The sequence below is a fragment of the Vreelandella halophila genome (assembly GCF_019903425.1).
GTDB classification, from domain to species: Bacteria; Pseudomonadota; Gammaproteobacteria; order Pseudomonadales; family Oleiphilaceae; genus Halospina; species Halospina halophila.
In genome coordinates this window covers 42,418-63,284 of sequence record NZ_JACHUZ010000013.1, presented here as the reverse complement: position 1 = coordinate 63,284, position 20,867 = coordinate 42,418, and the positions used below count along the sequence as shown (strand labels likewise).

Here is a 20,867-nt window from a genome sequence, read left to right as displayed (position 1 = left end):
GGCATCCCCTTGCGGACCTGCCGGACCGCTAGGGGATGCCGACCGGCGCGAGACGTCCCTGTAGCACGTCTCACAGTCTTTCTTTGAAAGCCAAACAAGACCACGGAGAACCACAGATGACCATAAAGGATTTTGAGCGCCTCGACGTGACCACCGGGGAACTGGGAACTGGCCGGCTGTTCGTCGGACCGGATGGGCAACAGCTCAACCTGGACCGGGTGAATGTCCTCTGGGCCGGCACCGATACCATCCGCCAGATGTTCGAGGGCCGCCCCGAAGAACACCAGTTCCACGAGATCGCGGACGCCTACGACGCCGGTGTGGGCTCAACCGTGACCATTGGCGGCCATGAGTTCGCTGTCAAAAGCGGGAAACAGGGTGGCTTCAAGTACATGCTGCAGAACAACCAGCTGGGGCTCACGCTGCTGTATAAGCACTTCTACGCCGAGGCGGATGCCATCTCGACCCACCTGAAAATCGAGTGTTCCCCGCAGTGGCTCTATGAGCGGGACAAGTACCAGATCAATGACGAGCTGTTTGAATGGGCCCAGAAGCTGCTGAAGAACCCGAAACCGAACGCCGTGGCCGTTCACCTGGCCGTGGACTTCCAGGGCTGGGAACCGCCCCAGGACTTTGACAGCCACTTCGTCACCAAGGCCCGCCGCGTCCAGCGCTACGACGGCATGGCTGAATTCCGCTTCCAGGGCTGTGACAGTGCCATTGTCCACGGTCGTGGGACGTCGTTCACCTTCGGCAAGGCGAACAGCTTACAGTTCTGCCTGTACAACAAGTCCGAGGAAGTGGACGTCTCCGACAAGCGCGATTTCATGGAATCGATCTGGCGCACGGCCACCAATGACGACACCTTCCCGGCCACCTGTTACGACGAGGAGGCGCCCGTCTGGCGGCTGGAGGTGCGATTTCATCAACGCATCATCAACGAACTGTGGCGCGGGACTGACGCTGTCGGGCCCATTTACACCTATCTGGAAGCGGACAAGCACCTCACGGGGCTGTGGCAGTACGCGCTCAGGTCGAACCGCTATGAGTACCGCAAGGACTGGGTCCACCCCATCTGGACCTTCCTCCGGGATGAGGTGAGCTTCGGCCACAAGGCCCCGCCGATCGCGTACAAACGCGAAAAAAAGACCCCGGGTTGCGGCAACGAAAAGAACGTCGCCCTTGCCTTCGGCAATCTGCTGAGCATTTATGCACGCAACCGGTTCAACGCTCAGCAGGCGTGGCACTGCCTCAAAAAGTCCGGCCTATGGAATGACCTGAAATCGTACTACCGACGGCGTGAGATTACCGAGCGAATGCTGTACGAGATGGTACGGGACGGACTCACCCAGCGACGGCTGCAGGGGAAAGTGGCGGCATGATCCGCAAGCTCAAGTCCGGACGCTGGCGCGTTGACGTTCAGCCTGGTGGCCGTGGTCAGAAGCGGATTCGCAAGACATTTGCGAGCAAGGCGGACGCGCAGCGCTTCGAGCGCTGGGCGCTGTCGCAGCATCAGGCCGATGATGTCGTTCGCCAGGTGCGGCCGGAAAAACGCCGGCTGAGTGAGCTTGTCACGCTCTGGTACGACACCCACGGGCGGTACCTGAAGGATGGCGAACGCCGTTACCGGCATTTGCTCAGGATCGCCGAGAACTGGGGCGATCCCGTGGCATCCAGGATCCGGGCCCGGGACTACATGACGTATCGCGCCAGGCGTGTTGAGGAAGGGCGGACGGCTAAGACCTGTAACAATGAGCTGGGTTACTTGAACGCGGTGTTCAATGAGCTGCGCCGGGTAGGGGAGATCGACTTTCAGAACCCGCTGTCTTCCGTGCGGCCGCTGAAAGTCCCTGAACAGGAAATGGGCTACCTGGAACACGACGAGATCCGGGCGATCTTCCAGGAGCTGAACAATAGCGACAACCCACACGTTTACCTGGTTGCACGGATTAGCCTGGAAACTGGCGCCCGATGGTCGGAAGCGGAAGGGCTCACCGGGGACAAGGTGAAGCGTTACCGGGTCACGTTCACGAATACCAAGTCCGGTCGTAAACGCACGGTCCCGATCTCCCAGGAACTACACCAGGCGATCACCGAGCACCTGAGAGAGTGGGGTAGTTTCGGAACCTCGACCATTTCGGCGTTCCGTCGTGCTGTGAAGCGCTCAGGCGTCCAGCTCCCGAGGGGGCAATGCGCCCATATCCTCCGGCACACCTTCGCCAGTCACTTCATGATGAACGGCGGCAACATCCTCACCCTGCAGCGGATCCTGGGGCACGCCTCGATCAGCATGACTATGCGTTATGCGCACCTATCGCCTGATCATCTGGAAGACGCTGTTAACTTGAAGCCTGCTCTAGAAGATGAGCTCAACCAGAGATATGAATGCTGAAGTGATGATAGTCACTGCAGCTACCAGAGCGATTAGAAGAGGGACTATATAGTCACCAAACGCTGGGATAAGAAGGGCAGCTTTCAAGTGGGCGCGAATTACAAGGGGGTTTTTTCCTGAGAGGCGGACTCTCTTACGGTAGTCTTCGGTCGTGTTGCCTGTCTCATGGTCGTATATATTTCTTGCCCCTGAGGGGATAATGTCAATGTAATAGGAGGTTTCATCGCGGAAAAGCTCGAGGATTTCGACCGAATCTGAGGCATCTAGAGGGCTCGGAATTAAGTGTTCGTCGAGTTTGAGCTTGTGAGCGAGCTTGTTGAGTTGAGGATCTGGGAACAGTTCTTTCGTAGCTGCTTGGATAGCTGTTTTGGCTTGAGCCAGGTTGAACTGAAGGAAACGGATTAACGAAAACACAAACGCGATGACAGCTATCGTCAGCACTGGCCATTCACGCTCTAAGTTCATGCCAATAAGGGGGAGCGTTACTGCGTTCTCGTCTAAGCTTCCTCCTGCCCAAAAATAGATAATTAGGCCAACCGAAAGAATTATTAAGCCTCGGCGGCTTTTTATGTGGTTTTGGTCATCCATGTGTTGAAGCTTCTGTCCGATGTTGACACTTTGTTGACACCTTTGGGCATTTGGGCGGTGTCGAAAATAAAAAAGCCCTGACGAATCAGGGCTTTGGGTCTTTCTGTTTGGTGGAGACGGCGGGAGTTGAACCCGCGTCCGCCGGTACTCCGCCCTTGGCTCTACATGCTTAGGTTCCTTCTATTCTTTTAACCCCAAGCGACCCGAAGGTCAGGGTGCAAGGGGCGAGCTTACCAGAGTTTAACCGTTACGCTGCAAGCGTCACGCAACGGCGATCCCGTCTGATATGACTGCCTGTGATACGCGGGGGACAGGCACCCCGGTCAGGCAGGCACTAGCGGTTTTTACGCCGCGAGTGCGTAGTTGTCGTCGTTTGCGACTATTTTAAAGCAGCTTTGATTTATCGAGACTCGCTGCCGTCTCGGCATGCACCTCGGGTTTTGTCACCGGCGTCGAATCCGGATCGTCCCCGTACCTTCCAGTATAGGGGCGCCCCAGTGCGGACTCAAGGGGAATCCTGTTTTCCAGAGCCAGGTCGCGGAGCTGGTGGAACGCATCCGCGAAGGCCGTGGCCAGGCGTTCCGGTGAATCCATCAGCTGGCGGTCGCTGATCACGCCGAACTGCACCTGGCCGGCGTAGCTGAAGATGCTCAGGCCAATGCCCACATCCCCGGTCTGGGGTACCCAGAACATGGGGGTGCGAAGGCGGCAGCCGCACAGGTGCAGTGGCTCGTCCGGGCCGGGCACATTGGTCAGCACGGCGGAGGCGCGGCGACTGAGCAGCTCCAGGGCCCGGCGTTCCATCAGGTCGGGGCCACGCCCGAGTATGTCCAGAAGCCCATAGGAGACCTGGGCCTGATAGGAGCGCTTGATGTCGTCCATGTGGCGCTGGACGGTCTCAAAACGTTCCCTGGGGCACAGGGTCTGTACCGGCAGGGGCACGAGCACCAGCCCGAACTGGTTGCCGAGGCGGGTGATGGGCTGGTCCAGCGGCCGCAGGTTGAAGGGGACCGCCACGTGGATGCCACCTTCGGGCAATGGCGTACCGCTCTGCTGGATGTGCGCCTGGACCGCGCCGGTGGCCGCGGCAAGCAGCACGTCGTTGACCGTGCCGTTCAGGGCTTTTGCGGTGGCCTTTACTTCTCCCAGGTCAAGCGGCTCGGACCAGGCCACGCGTTTGCGTCCGCATTGGGGGCCCTTGAGGCCTGTGGGAGGGTCCGGTGGGCTGAAAGCCACCTTGAACAGATCCCGCCCCACGAAAAGGCACTCACGGCCCAGACGCACCAGGTAGGCGGGGTCCTCGCGCATGGTGCGCAAAGTCTGTCTGGCCTGCCAGCGGGCAAGACGCAGGTTGCGACGGGCCCGGAACAGTGTCTGGCGCCACTCCGGTGAGTCTTTGCGCGCACGTTTACGGCGCTTCGCGCTCTTCCGGCTGCTGCCGGTATCATCCTGCTCATCGGTCAGCGAGAGCAGTACCCGCACCAGCGAAATGCCGTCTGCAATGCAGTGGTGGATGCGCACGATCAGCGCGCAGCCGCCCTGGTAGTTGTCGACGTAATGGATCTGCCAGAGCGGGCGGTTGAAATCCAGTGGGGTACTGTTGAGGTCGCTGGTCAGCTGCTGCAAAGCAGCCTGATCGGCGTTGCCGGGAAGGGCGGTGATGTGAAGGTGGTTGTCGAGATCGAACCACGGGTCCTCTTCCCAATAGCAGCGCTCATTCTGGCAGACCACCCGCTGGCGGAAGCGCTCAAAGCGCAGGAATCGTTCTTCAAGCAGGTTGCGGAACGCTCTGATATCGATGGGCTCGTCGAAAACGAGCACGGCACCGATCATCATCGGGCTTTCAGGCGACTCCATCCGCAACCAGGCGGTATCGACTGAGGACATGGCCGTTCGTTGGGCAGACATGATCCCTCCCTGGTTGCAGTCATGTTGAGATGATGGTCAGCCAGTATACTGCGGTGAGGAAGCAGTTCAAATGATCATTTACTGATCAGCGCAGCGTCTCCCGGAGAATGCGCTGTTTCTGGCGGTTCCAGTCACGCTCCTTCTCGTCGTGGCGCTTGTCATACTGTTTCTTGCCCTTGACCAGCGCGATCTCGCACTTGATCAGGTTCTTTTTCCAGTACAACGCCAGTGGCACACAGGTGTGGCCGGTCTGCTGCGTCTTGCCGAGCAGCGTGGCCAGCTCGCGTCGGTGCAGAAGCAACTTGCGCGTGCGCGTCGGGTCCGGGTTGATGTGGGTGGACGCGGTCGGCAGGGGCGGAATATGGGCTCCCAGCAGGAAGGCTTCTTCGTCCTTGAGCAGGACATAGGCATCGGTGATCTGGGCCTTGCCCGCACGCAGCGCCTTGACCTCCCAGCCGTGGAGCTGGAGGCCGGCCTCGAACTTCTGCTCGATGTGGAATTCGTGCCGCGCCTTCTTGTTGAGCGCGATAGTGCTGCCGCCCTTGGCGGGCTTTTTCTTCTGAGCCATGGGAATCATCCGGCCTGGCGGAGTGGGTGTTTCTGCAAACGGCGTATTGTAGCCCAAAGGGCCTGCCTCAGGGCAAAGTCTGCGGGGCCGCGGCTGAATAAGGCGGCTACACTGGGCTATAATCCGTCCTCATCCGATCGGGAGCCTGTTCATGCATTCCAACCCGGGAGCGCCGGTCACCGCCTGGGGTAGCCGCTGGACCTTTGCACTGGCACTGGCCGCGGTCGTGCTGGGTGTGGGCAATCTCTGGCTGGTGCCGCCGGCTGTAGTGGCGCATGGCGGCGGCGCCTTCCTGCTGGTCTACGGCCTGGCGCTGATGCTGGCCGGTGTGCCCGTGGTGATGACAGAGCTGGCGATGGCGCGGCGTTACCGGCAGGGTCCGGACCGCTCCCTGCAGGCAGCAGCAGAAGCAGCGGGGCTGCACTCGCGGAGTCTGGCGTGGGCCGGTCGCGGCATGCTGCTGGCTGCGCTGCTGCTTTTCGGTCTCTACTCGGTGCTTGGAGGTGTGTCCCTGGCCTGGCTTTTCCGGGCCGCGTTGGGCGAGTTGCGAGGTGCCACTGAAGCTTCCGCTGCCACCCTGTTTACGGATTTTGCCGGCGACGCGCAGCAAGTGGTTCTGTGGCAGGTGGTTTTTGTCGGGCTGGTGCTTGCTGTGGCCGTGCGCAACCTGCGTATGGGGGTTCAGAGCTCCCTGCGCACGGTCGTCCCGCTTCTGGTTGTGCTGCTCGTGGTCATGATGGTGGTAGCCCTGTCCTCCGGCAAGGGCCAGGAGGCGGCCTGGTCGCTGTTCTGGCCCCGCTGGGAGGATCTGGGCTGGTATGGTGTGGCGCTGGCCATCCAGCTTGCGGTCTATTCGCTGGCTCTCGGGGTCGGTGTGCTTATGACGCTGGGCAGCTATATGCCGGGGAATGCATCCATGCCGATTTCCGCGATCGGGGTGGCGCTGGTGGATCTGGTGGTGACTCTGGTGCTGGGGCTGGCGGTTACGGCGCTGATGCTGGCGGAGCAGGTGCCGCTGACGTCCGGGTTCGAGCTTGTTTTCGTGGCGTTACCGCAGGTGTTTGAGGCCATGGCAGGGGGGCAGCTTGTAGGCAGTCTGTTCTATCTGGTCATGGTGCTGCTGATCTGGACCTCGGCCCTGTTCACATTGGAGGTGGTGATTGCGCGTGTCACGGAAGCCCTGGGTGGAAACCGGGTTTTGGCCGGACTCATCGCCATGCTGCCGGCGGGCATGGCAGCAGCCCTGGCTCTGTCCGGGTTCACCCGGGTGGGAGGCGTGGATGCCTGGGCTCTGATGGAGCTTGTCGTCATGCTGGTCCTAGTGCCCGTTTCAGTGCTGGCGCTCGTTAGGCTGGCGGGCTGGCAGCTGCGCCCACGTCAGCTGCTGGCCTTTCTGGGCGTAAGGGGCAAGGGGTACCGGCTGTGGCGGGCGTTGATGGCATGGCTGGTCCCTGTGGCAGTGATGGTCTCTGTCGTTGTGACGGTGGTTGAGTACAGAGAGGGTTTCTGCCGGCTGGTCGGTACTGCTATGTGTGGCGGTGCTGGCCTGGAGCAGCCGGTGATGCCCATTGAAGAGGAACCTCACGGGGTAAACATTCAATGACCCGACAGATCGAGCGCAGTGCGCTTGTGCATCATTCCGCTGAAGAGATGTTCCACCTAGTCAGTGATGTGGAGCGCTACCCCGAGTTCCTTCCATGGTGTGGGGGTGCGGTGCTGCATGAGCAGGGCGGGAATCAGCTGGTGGCGTCGCTGGATGTGGAGCGCGGCGGCCTGAAGCAGCGTTTCACCACGCGCAATTACCTGATGCCCACGGAATCGATCCGTATGGAGCTGGTGGATGGTCCCTTTGAGCATCTTCAGGGCCTTTGGCAGTTCCGTGCGCTGCGGGCGGACGCCTGCAGGGTGACGCTCAGTCTGGAGTTTGCGGTCCAGAATGGCCTGGCACAGATGGCCTTCAGCGGCGTTTTTGCCCAGGCCGCCAACACCATGGTGGACGCGTTCTGCAGAAGGGCCAGGGCACTCCAGGAGGTTGAGGGGAGATGATCCTTGTGGAAGTCGCCTATGCGCTACCGGAAGCCCAGCGCCTGATTGCGCTCAGCCTTCCCGAAGGGAGTACGGCGCTTGATGCAATCCGGGAGTCCGGAATCGAGGATCTTTTTCCCGGGATTGATCTGGAACGCCAGAGCGTGGGGGTGTTCAGCCAGGTGATTGCCGAGCCCGGGCTGTACCGTCTGCGCGAGGGTGACCGGGTGGAGATCTACCGCCCCCTTGAGATTGATCCCAAGGAGGCCAGGGCTAAACGGGCCGGCACGCGGCGCTGACCGTTAAGTCAGTTGGCCGGGGTATCTTCCAGCAGCTTGGCTTCGTGCCGCAGGTACTGGCCGTCCTCGTAGATGATGGTCACCCGCTGCTTACGGATATCGCCACCGTCCTCCTGGAAGGTATAAAGGTAGTGTTCCCGGTTCGGATTGAAGCTGTTGACGGTTATGGGCGTGCCCAGAAGCTCGTGCACATCGGACCGGGTCATGGTCGGGTTGAGCTGGCCGAGATCTTCCTGATCGATAATGTTACCCTGTTGAACATCGATCCGGTAAACGCCCGGAAAACTGCATGCCGCAAGGCTGAGCGTCAGGGTGACCGCAGCCAGGCAGGCGGGAATGGAAGCCTTTTGCATCGTGGAAGGAAATCCTCTATCTTGAGTGCCGCTCCGAGGCGCGCTGCCCGCCTGAAGACGAGCGCACATGGTAACGAAAGCCCACTCCATCACCAACGGTTAGGTTCAGCATGGCACCAGAAAACGTCGAGCTGCGCAAGGCAGGCCTCAAGGTCACGCTGCCGCGGGTCAAGATTCTCAGCATCCTGGAAAGCGCGGAAGCTGCCGAGGATGCCGAAGGCGATCACCACCTCAGTGCCGAGGATGTGTACAAGAAACTCCTGGAATCCGGGGATGACGTGGGTCTTGCCACCGTTTACCGGGTGCTGACCCAGTTTGAAGCTGCAGGCCTGGTGCTGCGCCACAATTTCGAAGGCGGTCATGCGGTATTCGAGCTGGCCGGGGAAGAGCACCATGACCATATGGTGTGCACCCAGACGGGCCGGGTGATCGAGTTCTATGACGAGGTCATCGAGGACCGTCAGCGCCGTATCGCTGAAGAGCATGGCTTCGATCTGGTGGATCACAGCATGATCCTGTACGTGAAGCCGAAATAATCATCGTACGGTTTCTGTAGGAGCGAGCCCTGCTCGCGACTAACGGGATCGCCTGCGGGGCAGGCTCCTACAGTCGTGACTCAGTGGTGGGTTGCCTGCCCCTTCTGGACCATCTCGCTGGCGTGGGCAATGGTCTGCTCCGTGAGATCCACACCCCCGAGCATCCTGGCCACTTCCCGGATCCGTTCCTCGGAATCCAGGCTTTCCACGGTTGAATAGGTCCGTTCGTCCTCGGTGAACTTGCTCACGGTCATGTGCTGGTGTGCCTGGCTGGCCACCTGGGGCAGGTGCGTCACGCACAGGATCTGGCCGCTTTCGCCGAGTTGGCGCAGTAGCCGGCCGACTACTTCCGCGACGCCACCGCCGATGCCCACGTCCACTTCGTCGAAGACCAGCGTTGGGATCGTTGAGGTCTGGGCCACGACCACCTGAATGGCGAGGCTGATGCGGGACAGTTCACCACCCGAGGCTACTTTCCCAAGGGGGCGGGCGCTCTGGCCGGCATTGGTGCTGACCAGGAACTCCATCTCCTCGTGCCCGGAGGCTGCAGGCTGACCGTCTCCGGATGTGGCGGCGAAATGGGTCTGGAACTGGATGTCCGGCATGCTCAGCCGGCGCAGTTCCTCGCCGACGCCCGCATCGAGGCGTTCCGCAGCTTCCCGGCGGGCATCGCTGAGCTCATCCGCGAGCCGGTTCCAGTCTGCCCGGGCTGTTTCCGCCCGTTCACGCAGCTGTTCCAGGCTTTCGGAGCCATTCTCGAGTTCATCCAGCTCGGCGCGCAGTGATTCCTGGTGCTCGCGGATCTCCTGGGGCTGGATCTGGTGCTTGCGGGCGATCTGGTAGATCGAGCTCAGGCGTTCCTCCACCTCCTGCAGGCGCTGTGGATCGCAGTCATAGTCGTCGATGAAGCGTCGCAGGTTGTCCCCGGCCTCCTCGGCCTGGATGCGCGCCTCCTCAAGCATCTGGCAGGTTTCGGCGAGTTGTGGCACTTCTATGGGCAGCCGCTCCAATCTCTGACGTGCCTGCTCCAGCAGGCCCACTGCCGATGGTTCACCTTCGCTGCAGCACTGGGAAGCCTCATGGCACTGCTCAAGGATGCTCTCGGCGTTGGCCAGCTGCTTCTGTTCCGCCTCGAGCTGGTCCAGCTCACCCTCGCCCAGGGCCAACCGGTCGAGTTCCTCCACCTGGTAGCGCAGCAGTTCGGTGCGGGCGTTGCGTTCATCCCGCTGGTTGCTGGCCTGCTCCAGCTTACGGCTGAGCTCACGCCACTCCCGGAAGGCCCCGCGCACCTGCTCGGCAAGTCCGCCGTTACCGCCGAACTCGTCCACCAGCCGGTGGTGTGTCTCGCGCTTGAGCAGGGACTGGTGCTGGTGCTGGCTGTGGATGTCCATGAGCATGCCGCCCAGGGTCTTCAGGTCCGAGAGTGTGCAGGGCTGGCCGTTGATGTAGCCACGGGAGCGGCCGTCATGCCGGATCACGCGCCGGAGCACGCAGTCATTCTCCTGATCCAGGTCCCGCTCCTCCAGCCAGTGCCTGGCCTGAGGGATGCGGGACAGGTCGAACACCGCGCTCAGGTCGGCCCGGTCCGCGCCCTCGCGCACGGCCCCGGCATCCGCCCGGGCCCCGGTGACCAGGCTCAGGGCGTCCATGACGATGGACTTGCCGGCCCCGGTCTCGCCGGTGAGCGTGGTCATCCCTTCCCTGATGGTCAGTTCCACTTTCTCCGCAACGGCGTAGTTGGCAACGGTCAGATGCGTGAGCATGAGCAACTCCTGGTGTGTATCCATATACAGTATATGTTTATTTGTACAGTTAGTTGGTGGGGGTTTCAAGGGGGAGGGAGGCCGTCAGCGGTGAATAAAATGCCCAGGGGTGGTTGAAACCCGCTGCAGCAGCCCCATATCGCCCGGCAGACGTCCCCACGCGGGCCAGAGAATCCGATACCGAGCAATGAGGTCGATCATGAGTGATGACGAAACCCGTAAGGATGAAGCCGTGAACGAAGCCGGGGCGGACCAGAGCGCCGGCGCGGAAGAGGCGGAACCGGCACCCGGGGCGGGCGAGGAGACTGCGTCCGCCGGGAGCGGGGATGACGAGGTGGCTCAACTGCGTGAGCAGCTTCAGGAGCAGAAGGAAGAAGTGCTGCGCGCCAAGGCGGAGATGCAGAACATCCGCCGGCGTGCCGAGATTGATGTGGAAAAGGCTCATAAGTTCGGCACCGAGAAGTTCGTGAAAGAGCTTCTGCCGGTGGTCGACAGCCTGGAGAAGGCCGTCGAGAGCGCCCAGAACCAGGAGGTGCAGAACGAGGAAGTGGTCAGCCGCATCAAGGAAGGCGTCGATATGACGCTTGAAATGTTCACCGGCGCGTTGTCCAAGTTCAACGTCGAGCAGATCAACCCGGTGGGTGAGCCCTTCGATCCACAGAAGCATGAGGCCATGTCCATGGTCCCGAGCAACGAGGCGGAGCCCAACACCGTGATCGCGGTGATGCAGAAGGGCTACCTGCTGCATGATCGCGTCGTGCGCCCGGCAATGGTCATGGTCGCCAAGGCGGACGATTCCGGAGGCGGAAACGTCGACGAGCAGGCTTGAAATTGAACCGTTAAGCCCAATAAAGGCAGTAACGGCAACCGAACACCGGATTTGAATTCAACGATCAGAAAACTGGAGTGATATCCATGGGTAAGATTATCGGCATTGACCTGGGCACCACGAACTCCTGTGTAGCCATCCCGGATGGTGACGGGGTCAAGGTGATTGAGAACGCGGAAGGCGATCGCACCACGCCCTCCATCGTGGCCTATACCGACGAAGGTGAGACCCTTGTGGGTGCGGCGGCCAAGCGCCAGGCGGTGACCAATCCGAAGAACACACTTTTCGCGATCAAGCGCCTCATCGGCCGTGCCTATGATGACGATGTCGTTCAGAAGGACATCAAGATGGTGCCCTACGACATCGTGAAGAACGACAACGGCGACGCTTGGGTGGAAGTAAACGGCGAGAAGATGGCGCCCCCGCAGGTGTCCGCCGAGGTACTCAAGAAGATGAAGCGGACCGCCGAAGACTATCTCGGTGAGACCGTGACTGAGGCGGTTGTTACCGTTCCGGCCTACTTCAACGACAACCAGCGCCAGGCCACCAAGGATGCCGGCCGCATCGCCGGTCTTGAGGTTAAGCGCATCATCAACGAACCGACCGCGGCCGCACTGGCCTATGGCCTGGACAAGAAGGGCAAGGATCGCACCGTGGCGGTCTACGACCTGGGCGGTGGTACCTTCGACATTTCCATCATCGAGATCGCGGATGTCGACGGTGAGAAGCAGTTCGAGGTGCTGGCCACCAGTGGTGACACCTTCCTGGGTGGCGAGGACTTCGACCTGGCACTGATCGAGTACCTGGCCGACCAGTTCAAGAAGGAGCAGGGCATCGACCTGCGCGGCGACTCCTTGGCCATGCAGCGCCTGAAGGAAGCTGCCGAGAAGGCCAAGGTTGAGCTCTCCAGCGCACAGCAGACCGACGTGAACCTGCCCTATGTCACAGCGGACCAGAACGGGCCCAAGCACCTGAACGTGAAGGTTACCCGGGCCAAGCTGGAATCGCTGGTCGAGGATCTGGTCAAGCGCAGCATCGATCCGTGCCGGACCTGCGTCGAAGACGCCGGCGTGAAGGTTGGCGAAATCGACGAGGTGATCCTGGTCGGTGGTCAGACCCGCATGCCCAAGGTGCAGGAAGCGGTGAAAGAGTTCTTCGGCAAAGAGCCGCGTAAGGACGTGAACCCGGACGAAGCCGTGGCCATGGGTGCGGCCCTGCAGGGCTCCGTGCTCTCCGGCGACGTGAAGGACGTACTGCTGCTGGACGTGACACCGCTGACCCTGGGTATCGAGACCATGGGCGGCGTTGCCACACCGGTGATCGAGAAGAACACCACGATCCCGACCAAGAAGTCGCAGACCTTCTCGACCGCCGAGGACAACCAGACCGCGGTAACCATCCACGTGGTTCAGGGCGAGCGCAAGCAGGCAGCCCAGAACAAGTCCCTCGGCCGCTTCGACCTGGCGGACATTCCGCCGGCACCGCGTGGCACGCCCCAGATCGAGGTGACGTTCGACATTGATGCCAACGGCATCCTGAACGTCTCCGCGAAGGACAAGGCGACCGGCAAGGAGCAGTCCATCGAGATCAAGGCGTCTTCCGGCCTGACCGAGGACGAAGTCGATCAGATGGTCAAGGATGCCGAGCAGAACGCTCAGGAAGACGAGAAGTTCGAGGAACTGGTCCAGGCGCGCAACCAGGGCGACAGCATGATCCATGCCGTCCGCAAGAGCCTGGAAGAGGCCGGCGATCAGGCCACCGAGGAAGAGAAGTCCGCCATCGAAAACGCCATCTCCGAACTGGAAGAGGCGATGAAGGGCGACGACAAGGAGCAGATCGAGGCCAAGACCCAGGCCCTGACCGAAGCTTCCTCCAGCCTGGCGCAGAAGATGTACTCCCAGCAGGGCGAAGAAGGCGCTGCCGGGGCTGAAGGCAGCCAGGACCAGGGCGGTGGTGATGATGCGGTTGACGCCGAGTTCGAGGAAGTCGACGACAATGACAAGCGGTAAAACCGCTGGCATCATCCACATCCTTTGATCGGCGGACGCGGGGGTTCTCTCCCGCGTTCGTCGTTGTTGTGAACACTCGAATTACGGTTGACAGACTGTCATGGCCAAACGCGACTATTACGAGATCCTTGGCGTCTCCCAGGGCGCTGACGACAAGGAGATCAAGAAGGCATACCGGAAGCTGGCAATGAAGTATCATCCGGATCGCAATCCGGATGACGAAGACGCCGAAGCGCGTTTCAAAGAGGCCAGCGAGGCCTATGAAGTCCTGAGTGACCCCGAGAAGAAGGCCGCCTATGACCAGTTCGGTCATGCCGGCGTTGATGGCTCCGCCGGTGGCGGCGGCTTCGGCGGCGGTGGTGGTGCCAGCTTCTCCGACATCTTCGGGGATGTCTTTGGTGACATCTTCGGCGGCGGGCGGGGTCGCAGCGGGCGTGGCGCGGACCTGCGCTACACGCTGGAGCTGGACCTCGAGGACGCCGTGCGCGGCAAGAACGTCAAGATCGAGATTCCCAGTGCCACCGAATGCAGCAGCTGTAACGGCAGCGGCGCCGAGCCGGGCACGCGGCCGGAGACCTGCGGGACCTGTCGCGGTATGGGGCAGGTGCGCATGCAGCAGGGCTTCTTCTCGGTGCAGCAGACGTGCCCCAACTGTCGGGGCGCCGGCCAGATCGTGAAGAACCCCTGCAAGGCCTGCCGTGGCGAAGGGTTCGTCGAGGAAGAGAAGACCCTTTCGGTCAAGGTGCCGCCGGGCGTGGATACTGGTGACCGGATTCGCCTTTCCGGCGAAGGCGAGCCGGGCATGCACGGCGCTGCGCCGGGGGATCTCTATGTGCAGATCGCGGTCAAGGAGCATCCCATCTTTGACCGGGACGGCCGCAACCTGCATTGCGACGTGCCCATCAGCATCACGGATGCGGCGCTCGGTGGCGAGCTCGAGGTGCCGACGCTGGATGGCCGGGTCAAGCTCAAGATCCCGGCGGAAACCCAGAGCGGCAAGCTGTTCCGCCTGCGGGGCAAGGGTGTGACGCCCGTGCGTGGCGGGTCACCGGGTGACCTTCTGTGCCGGGTGATGGTGGAAACACCGGTCAATCTCACCAAGAAGCAGAAAGAGCTGCTGCGTGAGTTCGACGAGACCCTTCAGGAGGACAGCGACGGCAAGCAGCACGGGCCGCGCAAGAGCTCCTGGTTTGAGGGCGTGAAGAACTTCTTCGAGGATATGAAGTTCTAGCGCACCCGGTACAGTGGATACGCATGGGGAAACAGTATGACGCGGATTGCGGTCGCCGGCGCTGCCGGTCGTATGGGCAAAACACTGGTTGAGGCGGTGACGCTGACCGAGGGAGTCTCCCTGGGTGCGGCAACCGTTCATCCGGAAAGCTCGCTGATTGGTTCCGATGCCGGTGAAGTGGCCGGCGTCGGCCGCAATGGCGTGATGCTGGTCGGCAGCCTCGCGGAGGTGACGGACGATTTCGATCTGGTGATCGATTTCACCTTCCCGGATCTGACCCTGCAGCACCTGGATATCTGCCGGGATGCCGGCAAGGCGGCGGTGATCGGCACCACGGGCCTGAGCGAGGCCGAGAAGCAGCAGCTTGAGGCGAAAAGCGAAGGCCTGAACGTGGTGTTTGCGCCCAACATGAGTGTGGGGGTGAACCTGTTGCTCCAGATCCTGCAGACGGCGGCCCGGGTGATGGGTGATGACGCCGATGTCGAGATCATCGAGGCCCATCATCGCCACAAGAAGGACGCCCCCTCGGGGACCGCGCTGCGGCTGGGTGAGGTGGTGGCTGATACACTCGGCCGTGACCTCCAGCAGTGCGCCGTCTATGGCCGGGAAGGCTTTACCGGGGAGCGCCCGCGTGACGCCATTGGCTTTGAGACCATCCGTGCCGGGGATATTGTGGGTGAGCACACCGTAATGTTTGCTGGTCTCGGGGAGCGCATCGAGATCAGCCACAAGGCCAGCAGCCGCATGACCTTTGCCCAGGGTGCTGTCAGGGCGGCCCAGTGGCTGATGCAGCAGCCCGCGGGGCTGTACGACATGCAGGATGTGCTCGGTCTCAAGTGATCCGCGCCGTGAATGCCCTCGTGCCGGCCCCATAGGGGAACTCCCGGATGACAGTGCAGTCGGTTTCTCTATATAATACGCCGGATTTGTTAAGCGCTTACTCCACCGGCTGTTGAGGAACCTCTGTGAGTCCGGCAGAAGTTCCCAGAATCCCTGCGAAAAGCGGGACGGCGTCCACGACACCGTCTCGCTTTTTTGCAAATGAGCGCCGGGGTTTCGTGACGCGCGTCCTACCCGCCAGAGACGCTAGAGGGGCATGGCTTTGACGAAACCAGCGATCCTTGCACTTGAGGACGGCAGCATCTTCAGAGGGGAATCCATTGGTGCCGACGGCGCCACCAGCGGCGAGGTCGTTTTCAATACGGCCATGACCGGCTACCAGGAGATCCTGACTGACCCGTCCTATACCCGCCAGATGGTCACACTGACCTATCCGCACATTGGTAATACCGGCACCAACCCGGAGGACGTGGAGTCCGACCGGATCTGTGCTGCCGGACTGATCATCCGCGACCTGCCGCTGCTGGCCAGCAACTGGCGCCGGACCGACTCGCTTTCGGATTACCTGCAGAGGGAGAGCGTGGTGGCCATTGCCGGTGTGGATACCCGCCGACTGACGCGTCTGCTGCGCAATAAGGGGGCCCAGGGCGGTGCCATTGTCGCCGGTGAGAACGCCAGCGAGGAAGAGGCCCTGCGCCTGGCCCGGGACTTCCCCGGCATCAAGGGCATGGACCTGGCCTCCGAGGCCGGCTGCAAGGAGCCGCGCACCTGGACCCAGAACGTCTGGACCCTGGATGAGGGCTACGGCGAGGCGCCCGAAAAGCGTTACCGTGTGGTCGCCTACGATTACGGCATCAAGTACAACATCCTGCGGCTGCTGGTCTCGCGCGGCTGCGAGGTGACTATGGTGCCGGCGCGGACGCCGCTGGACGAGGTGATGGCGTACAACCCGGATGGCGTCTTCTTTTCCAATGGCCCCGGTGATCCGGAGCCCTGTGATTACGCCATCGAGGCCCTGAAGGGCTGTATTGAGCGGCGCATTCCGACCTTCGGCATCTGCCTCGGGCATCAGCTGCTGGGGCTGGCCGTCGGCGGGCGCAGTGAGAAGATGAAGTTCGGGCACCATGGCGCCAACCATCCGGTGGAGCGGGTTGCCGACGGCACCGTGGTCATTACCAGCCAGAACCATGGCTTTGCGGTGGATGAGAAGTCACTGCCGGACAATGTGGAGGTTACGTACCGCTCGCTGTTTGATGGCACCCTCCAGGGGATGCGCCTCAAGGATGCGCCGGTATTCAGCTTCCAGGGGCATCCGGAAGCCAGCCCCGGGCCGCGGGATGTGATCCCGCTGTTCGATGAGTTCACCCGCCTGATGGATGAACATCAGGCCACGCAGGCCGCACAGTGAGGCCGACGGCTTCGAATCACGGCTCGAGACGAACAGGATAAGGGTTCAATGCCGAAAAGAGACGATATTCAAAGCATTCTGATTCTTGGCGCCGGCCCCATCGTGATTGGCCAGGCGTGCGAGTTCGACTATTCCGGCGCCCAGGCCTGTAAGGCCCTTCACGAGGAAGGCTTCCGGGTCATTCTGGTCAACTCCAACCCGGCGACCATCATGACGGACCCGGTGATGGCCGATGCGACCTATATTGAGCCCATCACCTGGCGCACCGTCGAGAAGATCATCGAGCAGGAGCAGCCGGACGCAGTGCTGCCCACCATGGGTGGCCAGACCGCGCTCAACTGCGCCCTGGACCTGGAACGCCACGGCATTCTGGAAAAGCATGGCGTGGAGATGATCGGTGCCAACGCGGACACCATCGACAAGGCCGAAGACCGCGACCGCTTCGACAAGGCGGTTCACAACATCGGCCTGGAGACACCGCGTGCCTCCATGGCTCACAGCATGGAAGAGGCCTATCAGGTGCTGGACCACATCGGTCTGCCCTGCATCATCCGGCCGTCCTTCACCATGGGGGGCTCCGGTGGCGGCATCGCCTACAACCGGGAAGAGTTCCATGAGATCTGCGAGCGCGGCCTGGCGCTGTCGCCCACCAATGAGCTGCTGATCGACGAGTCGCTCATCGGCTGGAAGGAATACGAGACCGAGGTTGTCCGGGACAAGAACGACAACTGCATCATCGTCTGTAGCATCGAGAACATGGATGCGATGGGCGTGCACACCGGCGACTCCATTACCGTGGCGCCGTCCCAGACGCTCACGGACAAGGAATGGCAGATCATGCGCGACGCCTCGCTGGCGGTGCTGCGTGAGGTGGGTGTCGAGACCGGCGGCTCCAACGTCCAGTTCGGCATCAACCCGGCCAACGGGCGCATGGTCGTGATCGAGATGAACCCGCGTGTGTCACGCTCTTCGGCGCTGGCATCCAAGGCCACCGGTTTCCCGATCGCCAAGGTCGCCGCCAAGCTGGCGGTCGGCTTCACCCTGGATGAGCTCAGCAACGACATCACCGGTGGCGTTACCCCCGCCTCCTTCGAGCCGTCCATCGACTATGTGGTCACCAAGATCCCGCGGTTCACTTTCGAGAAGTTCCCGCAGGCGGATCCGCGCCTGACCACCCAGATGAAGTCCGTGGGTGAGGTCATGGCCATCGGGCGCACCTTCCAGGAGTCCTACCAGAAGGCGCTGCGCGGTCTCGAGACCGGCGCCTCCGGGCTGGACCCGATCCTGGAGGACCGTGAGGACGCCCGGGATACCCTGATCCATGAGCTCAAGGTGCCGGGCGCCAGCCGCAGCTGGTACGTTGGCGAGGCTTTCCGCTGGGGCATGAGCGTGGATGAGGTGTTCGAGTACACCTTCATCGACCGCTGGTACCTGATCCAGATCCAGGATCTGATCGAGGAGGAGAAGCAGCTCCAGTCCACCGGCATGGCGGATCTGGACTACAACACTGTCTTCCGGCTCAAGCGCAAGGGCTTCTCCGATACGCGCCTGGCCAACCTGCTGGGGGTGTCGGAACAGAGCTTCCGCAAGCTGCGGCATGATCTGGGTGTGCGCCCGGTCTACAAGCGCGTGGATACCTGCGCCGCCGAATTCGAGTCCTCCACGGCCTACATGTACTCCAGTTACGAGGAGGAGTGCGAGGCCAATGTCAGTGACAGGAAAAAGATCGTGGTCATCGGCGGTGGGCCCAACCGCATCGGTCAGGGCATCGAGTTCGACTACTGCTGTGTGCACGCGGTACTGGCCATGCGCGATGACGGCTATGAAACCGTCATGATCAATTGCAACCCGGAGACGGTCTCCACCGACTACGACACCTCGGACCGGCTCTATTTCGAGCCCATTACCCTCGAGGACGTACTCGAGATCGTCCAGGCGGAGAACCCGGATGGCGTCATCATCCAGTTTGGCGGCCAGACGCCTCTGAAGCTGGCGCGCGGCCTGGAAGCGGCCGGCGTGCCCATCATCGGCACCAGCCCGGACGCCATTGACCGGGCCGAGGACCGCGAGCGCTTCCAACAGATGATCAACCGGCTGGGGCTCAAGCAGCCGGCCAACGCCACGGTGCGCAGCCTGGAGGAAGGCATCCTGGTGGCGCGGGACATCGGCTACCCCCTGGTGGTCCGCCCCTCCTACGTGCTGGGCGGCCGGGCCATGGAGATCGTCTACACCGAGGAGGAACTCAAGGAGTACATGCGCAGCGCCGTGCTGGTCTCCAACGACAGCCCGGTCCTGCTGGACCACTTCCTGAACTCCGCCATCGAGATCGATATCGACGCCGTGTGCGACGGCAAGACCGCCGTGATCGGCGGCATCATGCAACACATCGAGCAGGCGGGCGTGCACTCCGGTGACTCCGCCTGCTCACTGCCGCCCTACACCCTGCCGGCAGACGTCCAGGACCAGATGCGCGACATGGTCAAGCGCATGGCGCTGGAGCTGGACGTGGTTGGCCTGATGAACGTGCAGCTGGCCTGGCAGGACGGCGAGGTCTATGTGATCGAGGTGAATCCGCGGGCCTCCCGGACCGTGCCCTTCGTGTCCAAGGCTGTGGGGCGCTCGCTGGCACGCATTGCCGCGCGCTGCATGGTCGGCGTCAGCCTCGAGGAGCAGGGCATCACCAGCGAATCCGTGCCCCAGTACTACTCGGTGAAGGAATCGGTCTTCCCGTTCCCGAAGTTCCCGTCCGTGGATCCAATCCTGGGGCCGGAAATGAAGTCCACCGGCGAGGTCATGGGCATCGGCGACAGTTTCGACGAAGCCTTTGCCAAGGCCGCGCTGGGCGCGGGCGAGACACTGCCCACCTCGGGCACCGCCTTCATCAGTGTGCGTGATGCGGACAAGCCGGACGTTGTACGCCTGGCCCGTGACCTGGCGGATGTGGGTTTCCGCCTGATTGCCACCGGCGGTACCGCCCAGGTGCTCTCCGAGGCCGGGCTCGAGGTCGAGAAGGTGAACAAGGTACGCGAGGGCCGCCCGCACATTGTGGACGCCATCAAGAACGGCCAGGTCGACCTGATCGTGAACACCACCGAGGGGCGCAAGGCCATTGCGGATTCCGCCCAGATCCGTCAGTCCGCCCTTCAGCGCAAGGTCACCTACGCCACCACACTGACTGGCGGCGAAGCATTCTGCCGCGCCATCCGATTCGGCTCTGAGCGCCAGGTGCGTCGCCTCCAGGATCTGCACGCGGGGTATCAGCAATGAGCAACAACCGTGTTCCCATGACCAAGCAGGGCGAGCGGGCCCTGCGTGATGAACTGTACCGGCTCAAGTCCGAGGACCGGCCGAAGGTGATCGAGGCGATCTCGGAAGCACGCGAACACGGCGATCTGAAAGAGAACGCCGAGTACCACGCGGCCCGGGAGCAGCAGAGCTTTGTTGAAGGTCGGATCCAGGAGCTCGAAGGTAAGCTGGGCGCGGCCCAGGTGATTGACGTCACCACCATCGAGAAGACAGGCAAGGTGATCTTTGGTACCACGGTGCGCCTGATCAACATGGACACTGAGGAGGAGGTTTCCTACCAGATCGTGGGTGACGACGAGGCGGACATCAAGGAAGGCCGGATCTCGATCTCCTCACCGATCGCCAGGGCGCTGATCGGCAAGGAGGAAGGCGAGGAGGTTTCGGTTCAGGTGCCCTCAGGCACCGTGGAATACGAAATCGACGAGGTGATGCATATCTAGCGTTGGCGCAGGTTGGAGAGCTTCGGGTTGGGTTCGGCCGCGCGGCGCAGCAGTACGGCCACCTTGCCGATCACCTGCACCAGTTCCGCGCCTGTGCTCTCGCAGGCCTCGTCAATCAGTTCACGCCTTTCCTCGCGGTCCGTGGAGGCGATCTTGACCTTGATCAGTTCGTGGTCATCCAGGGCCCGCTCCAGTTCCTGCTGCAGCCCTTCGGAAATGCCGTTGTCGCCGACCTGTACGACCGGTTTGAGGTCATGGGCAAGAGCCCGGTACTGGCGGCGCTGTTCGGCGGATAGTGGCATGTTGGGGTCTCTTGATCGTATGGATTGGGTAGAACGCATGATAGCAGCCGGCACAGCCCGGATGCACCGT

General features: G+C 61.9%; 18 protein-coding genes, 1 other RNA gene and 1 pseudogene. 13 read left to right on the top strand and 7 right to left on the bottom strand.

Annotated features, from left to right (window positions below; all coding sequences use genetic code 11):
• Positions 1-116 precede the first annotated feature (116 nt).
• Both H4I92_RS04500 and H4I92_RS04495 read left to right on the top strand, forming a co-directional pair.
• On the top strand, positions 117-1,382 hold the full coding sequence (locus H4I92_RS04500; protein ID WP_077529472.1) for a hypothetical protein: 1,266 nt from the start codon (positions 117-119) through the stop codon (positions 1,380-1,382).
• Positions 1,379-2,392, top strand: a complete 1,014-nt coding sequence (locus H4I92_RS04495) for a phage integrase (RefSeq protein WP_077529471.1) — start codon at positions 1,379-1,381, stop codon at positions 2,390-2,392. Before H4I92_RS04500 ends, H4I92_RS04495 begins: the two co-directional genes overlap by 4 nt.
• Here H4I92_RS04495 and H4I92_RS04490 read toward each other — a convergent pair.
• The 4 genes and pseudogenes from H4I92_RS04490 to smpB all read right to left on the bottom strand — a co-directional run bounded on the left by H4I92_RS04490 (position 2,357) and on the right by smpB (position 5,456).
• The gene (locus tag H4I92_RS04490) at positions 2,357-2,980 is read right to left on the bottom strand and encodes a hypothetical protein (RefSeq protein ID WP_077529470.1); all 624 of its coding nucleotides are present in this window, start codon (positions 2,978-2,980) and stop codon (positions 2,357-2,359) included. The genes H4I92_RS04495 and H4I92_RS04490 overlap by 36 nt on opposite strands.
• 108 nt (positions 2,981-3,088) lie before the next feature.
• Positions 3,089-3,451: a transfer-messenger RNA gene (gene ssrA / locus H4I92_RS04485) on the bottom strand.
• Between the two features lie 117 nt (positions 3,452-3,568).
• Positions 3,569-4,813: pseudogene (locus H4I92_RS04480) on the bottom strand (wax ester/triacylglycerol synthase family O-acyltransferase); the annotation flags it as partial.
• Positions 4,814-4,973: 160 nt separating this feature from the next.
• Positions 4,974-5,456, bottom strand: a complete 483-nt coding sequence (gene smpB / locus H4I92_RS04475) for an SsrA-binding protein SmpB (RefSeq protein WP_077529469.1) — start codon at positions 5,454-5,456, stop codon at positions 4,974-4,976.
• Between the two features lie 151 nt (positions 5,457-5,607).
• Between smpB and H4I92_RS04470 the strand changes: the two genes are divergently transcribed.
• The 3 genes from H4I92_RS04470 to H4I92_RS04460 are packed head-to-tail and all read left to right on the top strand — an operon-like array spanning position 5,608 to position 7,780.
• Positions 5,608-7,059, top strand: coding sequence for a sodium-dependent transporter (locus H4I92_RS04470; RefSeq protein ID WP_077529468.1), 1,452 nt, complete (start codon positions 5,608-5,610; stop codon positions 7,057-7,059).
• Positions 7,056-7,502, top strand: a complete 447-nt coding sequence (locus tag H4I92_RS04465; protein WP_077529467.1) for a type II toxin-antitoxin system RatA family toxin — start codon at positions 7,056-7,058, stop codon at positions 7,500-7,502. The genes H4I92_RS04470 and H4I92_RS04465 overlap by 4 nt, the downstream gene beginning before the upstream one ends.
• Positions 7,499-7,780 (top strand): RnfH family protein, encoded by a 282-nt coding sequence (locus H4I92_RS04460; RefSeq protein WP_077529466.1) that lies wholly within the window; start codon positions 7,499-7,501, stop codon positions 7,778-7,780. Before H4I92_RS04465 ends, H4I92_RS04460 begins: the two co-directional genes overlap by 4 nt.
• An 8-nt stretch (positions 7,781-7,788) precedes the next feature.
• On the opposite strand, the gene H4I92_RS04455 is transcribed toward H4I92_RS04460, so the two are convergent.
• A complete protein-coding gene (locus H4I92_RS04455; protein WP_077529465.1) occupies positions 7,789-8,133 on the bottom strand; it encodes an outer membrane protein assembly factor BamE in 345 nt (114 codons plus the stop codon).
• A 110-nt stretch (positions 8,134-8,243) separates the two neighbouring features.
• Between H4I92_RS04455 and fur the strand changes: the two genes are divergently transcribed.
• Entirely contained in the window at positions 8,244-8,669 is a 426-nt protein-coding gene (fur, locus tag H4I92_RS04450) for a ferric iron uptake transcriptional regulator (protein ID WP_077529464.1), read from the top strand.
• A gap of 80 nt (positions 8,670-8,749) precedes the next feature.
• Here the strand turns inward: fur and recN are convergent, their stop codons facing one another.
• On the bottom strand, positions 8,750-10,432 hold the full coding sequence (recN, locus tag H4I92_RS04445) for a DNA repair protein RecN (RefSeq protein WP_077529463.1): 1,683 nt from the start codon (positions 10,430-10,432) through the stop codon (positions 8,750-8,752).
• A 199-nt stretch (positions 10,433-10,631) separates the two neighbouring features.
• Between recN and grpE the strand changes: the two genes are divergently transcribed.
• From grpE to greA, 7 genes are all read left to right on the top strand, one after another.
• Complete coding sequence (gene grpE / locus H4I92_RS04440; protein WP_077529462.1) at positions 10,632-11,261, top strand: nucleotide exchange factor GrpE; 630 nt, start codon at positions 10,632-10,634, stop codon at positions 11,259-11,261.
• 86 nt (positions 11,262-11,347) lie between these two features.
• Positions 11,348-13,270 carry a molecular chaperone DnaK gene (dnaK, locus tag H4I92_RS04435; RefSeq protein WP_077529461.1) on the top strand — a complete coding sequence of 641 codons (1,923 nt, stop codon included), beginning with the start codon at positions 11,348-11,350 and terminating at the stop codon, positions 13,268-13,270.
• A 100-nt stretch (positions 13,271-13,370) separates the two neighbouring features.
• Entirely contained in the window at positions 13,371-14,501 is a 1,131-nt protein-coding gene (dnaJ, locus tag H4I92_RS04430; RefSeq protein WP_077529460.1) for a molecular chaperone DnaJ, read from the top strand.
• Between the two features lie 36 nt (positions 14,502-14,537).
• Positions 14,538-15,341: a 4-hydroxy-tetrahydrodipicolinate reductase gene (dapB, locus tag H4I92_RS04425; RefSeq protein WP_077529459.1), complete on the top strand. Its 804-nt coding sequence runs from the start codon at positions 14,538-14,540 to the stop codon at positions 15,339-15,341.
• 262 nt (positions 15,342-15,603) lie between these two features.
• Positions 15,604-16,749 carry a glutamine-hydrolyzing carbamoyl-phosphate synthase small subunit gene (gene carA / locus H4I92_RS04420; RefSeq protein ID WP_077531655.1) on the top strand — a complete coding sequence of 382 codons (1,146 nt, stop codon included), beginning with the start codon at positions 15,604-15,606 and terminating at the stop codon, positions 16,747-16,749.
• Between the two features lie 48 nt (positions 16,750-16,797).
• Entirely contained in the window at positions 16,798-20,016 is a 3,219-nt protein-coding gene (gene carB, locus H4I92_RS04415) for a carbamoyl-phosphate synthase large subunit (RefSeq protein WP_077529458.1), read from the top strand.
• The gene (gene greA / locus H4I92_RS04410; protein ID WP_077529457.1) at positions 20,013-20,495 is read left to right on the top strand and encodes a transcription elongation factor GreA; all 483 of its coding nucleotides are present in this window, start codon (positions 20,013-20,015) and stop codon (positions 20,493-20,495) included. Before carB ends, greA begins: the two co-directional genes overlap by 4 nt.
• Here greA and yhbY read toward each other — a convergent pair.
• Positions 20,492-20,797 (bottom strand): ribosome assembly RNA-binding protein YhbY, encoded by a 306-nt coding sequence (yhbY, locus tag H4I92_RS04405; RefSeq protein ID WP_077529456.1) that lies wholly within the window; start codon positions 20,795-20,797, stop codon positions 20,492-20,494. The two genes, greA and yhbY, sit on opposite strands and share 4 nt — an antisense overlap.
• Positions 20,798-20,867 lie beyond the last annotated feature (70 nt).

Bases quoted from the DNA above. Each gene is read 5' to 3' on its own strand.
- H4I92_RS04500 (WP_077529472.1), top strand. From the start codon at position 117: ATGACCATAAAGGATTTTGAGCGCCTCGACGTGACCACCGGGGAACTG.
- H4I92_RS04495 (WP_077529471.1), top strand. From the start codon at position 1,379: ATGATCCGCAAGCTCAAGTCCGGACGCTGGCGCGTTGACGTTCAGCCT.
- H4I92_RS04490 (WP_077529470.1), bottom strand. From the start codon at position 2,980: ATGGATGACCAAAACCACATAAAAAGCCGCCGAGGCTTAATAATTCTT.
- smpB (WP_077529469.1), bottom strand. From the start codon at position 5,456: ATGGCTCAGAAGAAAAAGCCCGCCAAGGGCGGCAGCACTATCGCGCTC.
- H4I92_RS04470 (WP_077529468.1), top strand. From the start codon at position 5,608: ATGCATTCCAACCCGGGAGCGCCGGTCACCGCCTGGGGTAGCCGCTGG.
- H4I92_RS04465 (WP_077529467.1), top strand. From the start codon at position 7,056: ATGACCCGACAGATCGAGCGCAGTGCGCTTGTGCATCATTCCGCTGAA.
- H4I92_RS04460 (WP_077529466.1), top strand. From the start codon at position 7,499: ATGATCCTTGTGGAAGTCGCCTATGCGCTACCGGAAGCCCAGCGCCTG.
- H4I92_RS04455 (WP_077529465.1), bottom strand. From the start codon at position 8,133: ATGCAAAAGGCTTCCATTCCCGCCTGCCTGGCTGCGGTCACCCTGACG.
- fur (WP_077529464.1), top strand. From the start codon at position 8,244: ATGGCACCAGAAAACGTCGAGCTGCGCAAGGCAGGCCTCAAGGTCACG.
- recN (WP_077529463.1), bottom strand. From the start codon at position 10,432: ATGCTCACGCATCTGACCGTTGCCAACTACGCCGTTGCGGAGAAAGTG.
- grpE (WP_077529462.1), top strand. From the start codon at position 10,632: ATGAGTGATGACGAAACCCGTAAGGATGAAGCCGTGAACGAAGCCGGG.
- dnaK (WP_077529461.1), top strand. From the start codon at position 11,348: ATGGGTAAGATTATCGGCATTGACCTGGGCACCACGAACTCCTGTGTA.
- dnaJ (WP_077529460.1), top strand. From the start codon at position 13,371: ATGGCCAAACGCGACTATTACGAGATCCTTGGCGTCTCCCAGGGCGCT.
- dapB (WP_077529459.1), top strand. From the start codon at position 14,538: ATGACGCGGATTGCGGTCGCCGGCGCTGCCGGTCGTATGGGCAAAACA.
- carB (WP_077529458.1), top strand. From the start codon at position 16,798: ATGCCGAAAAGAGACGATATTCAAAGCATTCTGATTCTTGGCGCCGGC.
- greA (WP_077529457.1), top strand. From the start codon at position 20,013: ATGAGCAACAACCGTGTTCCCATGACCAAGCAGGGCGAGCGGGCCCTG.
- yhbY (WP_077529456.1), bottom strand. From the start codon at position 20,797: ATGCCACTATCCGCCGAACAGCGCCGCCAGTACCGGGCTCTTGCCCAT.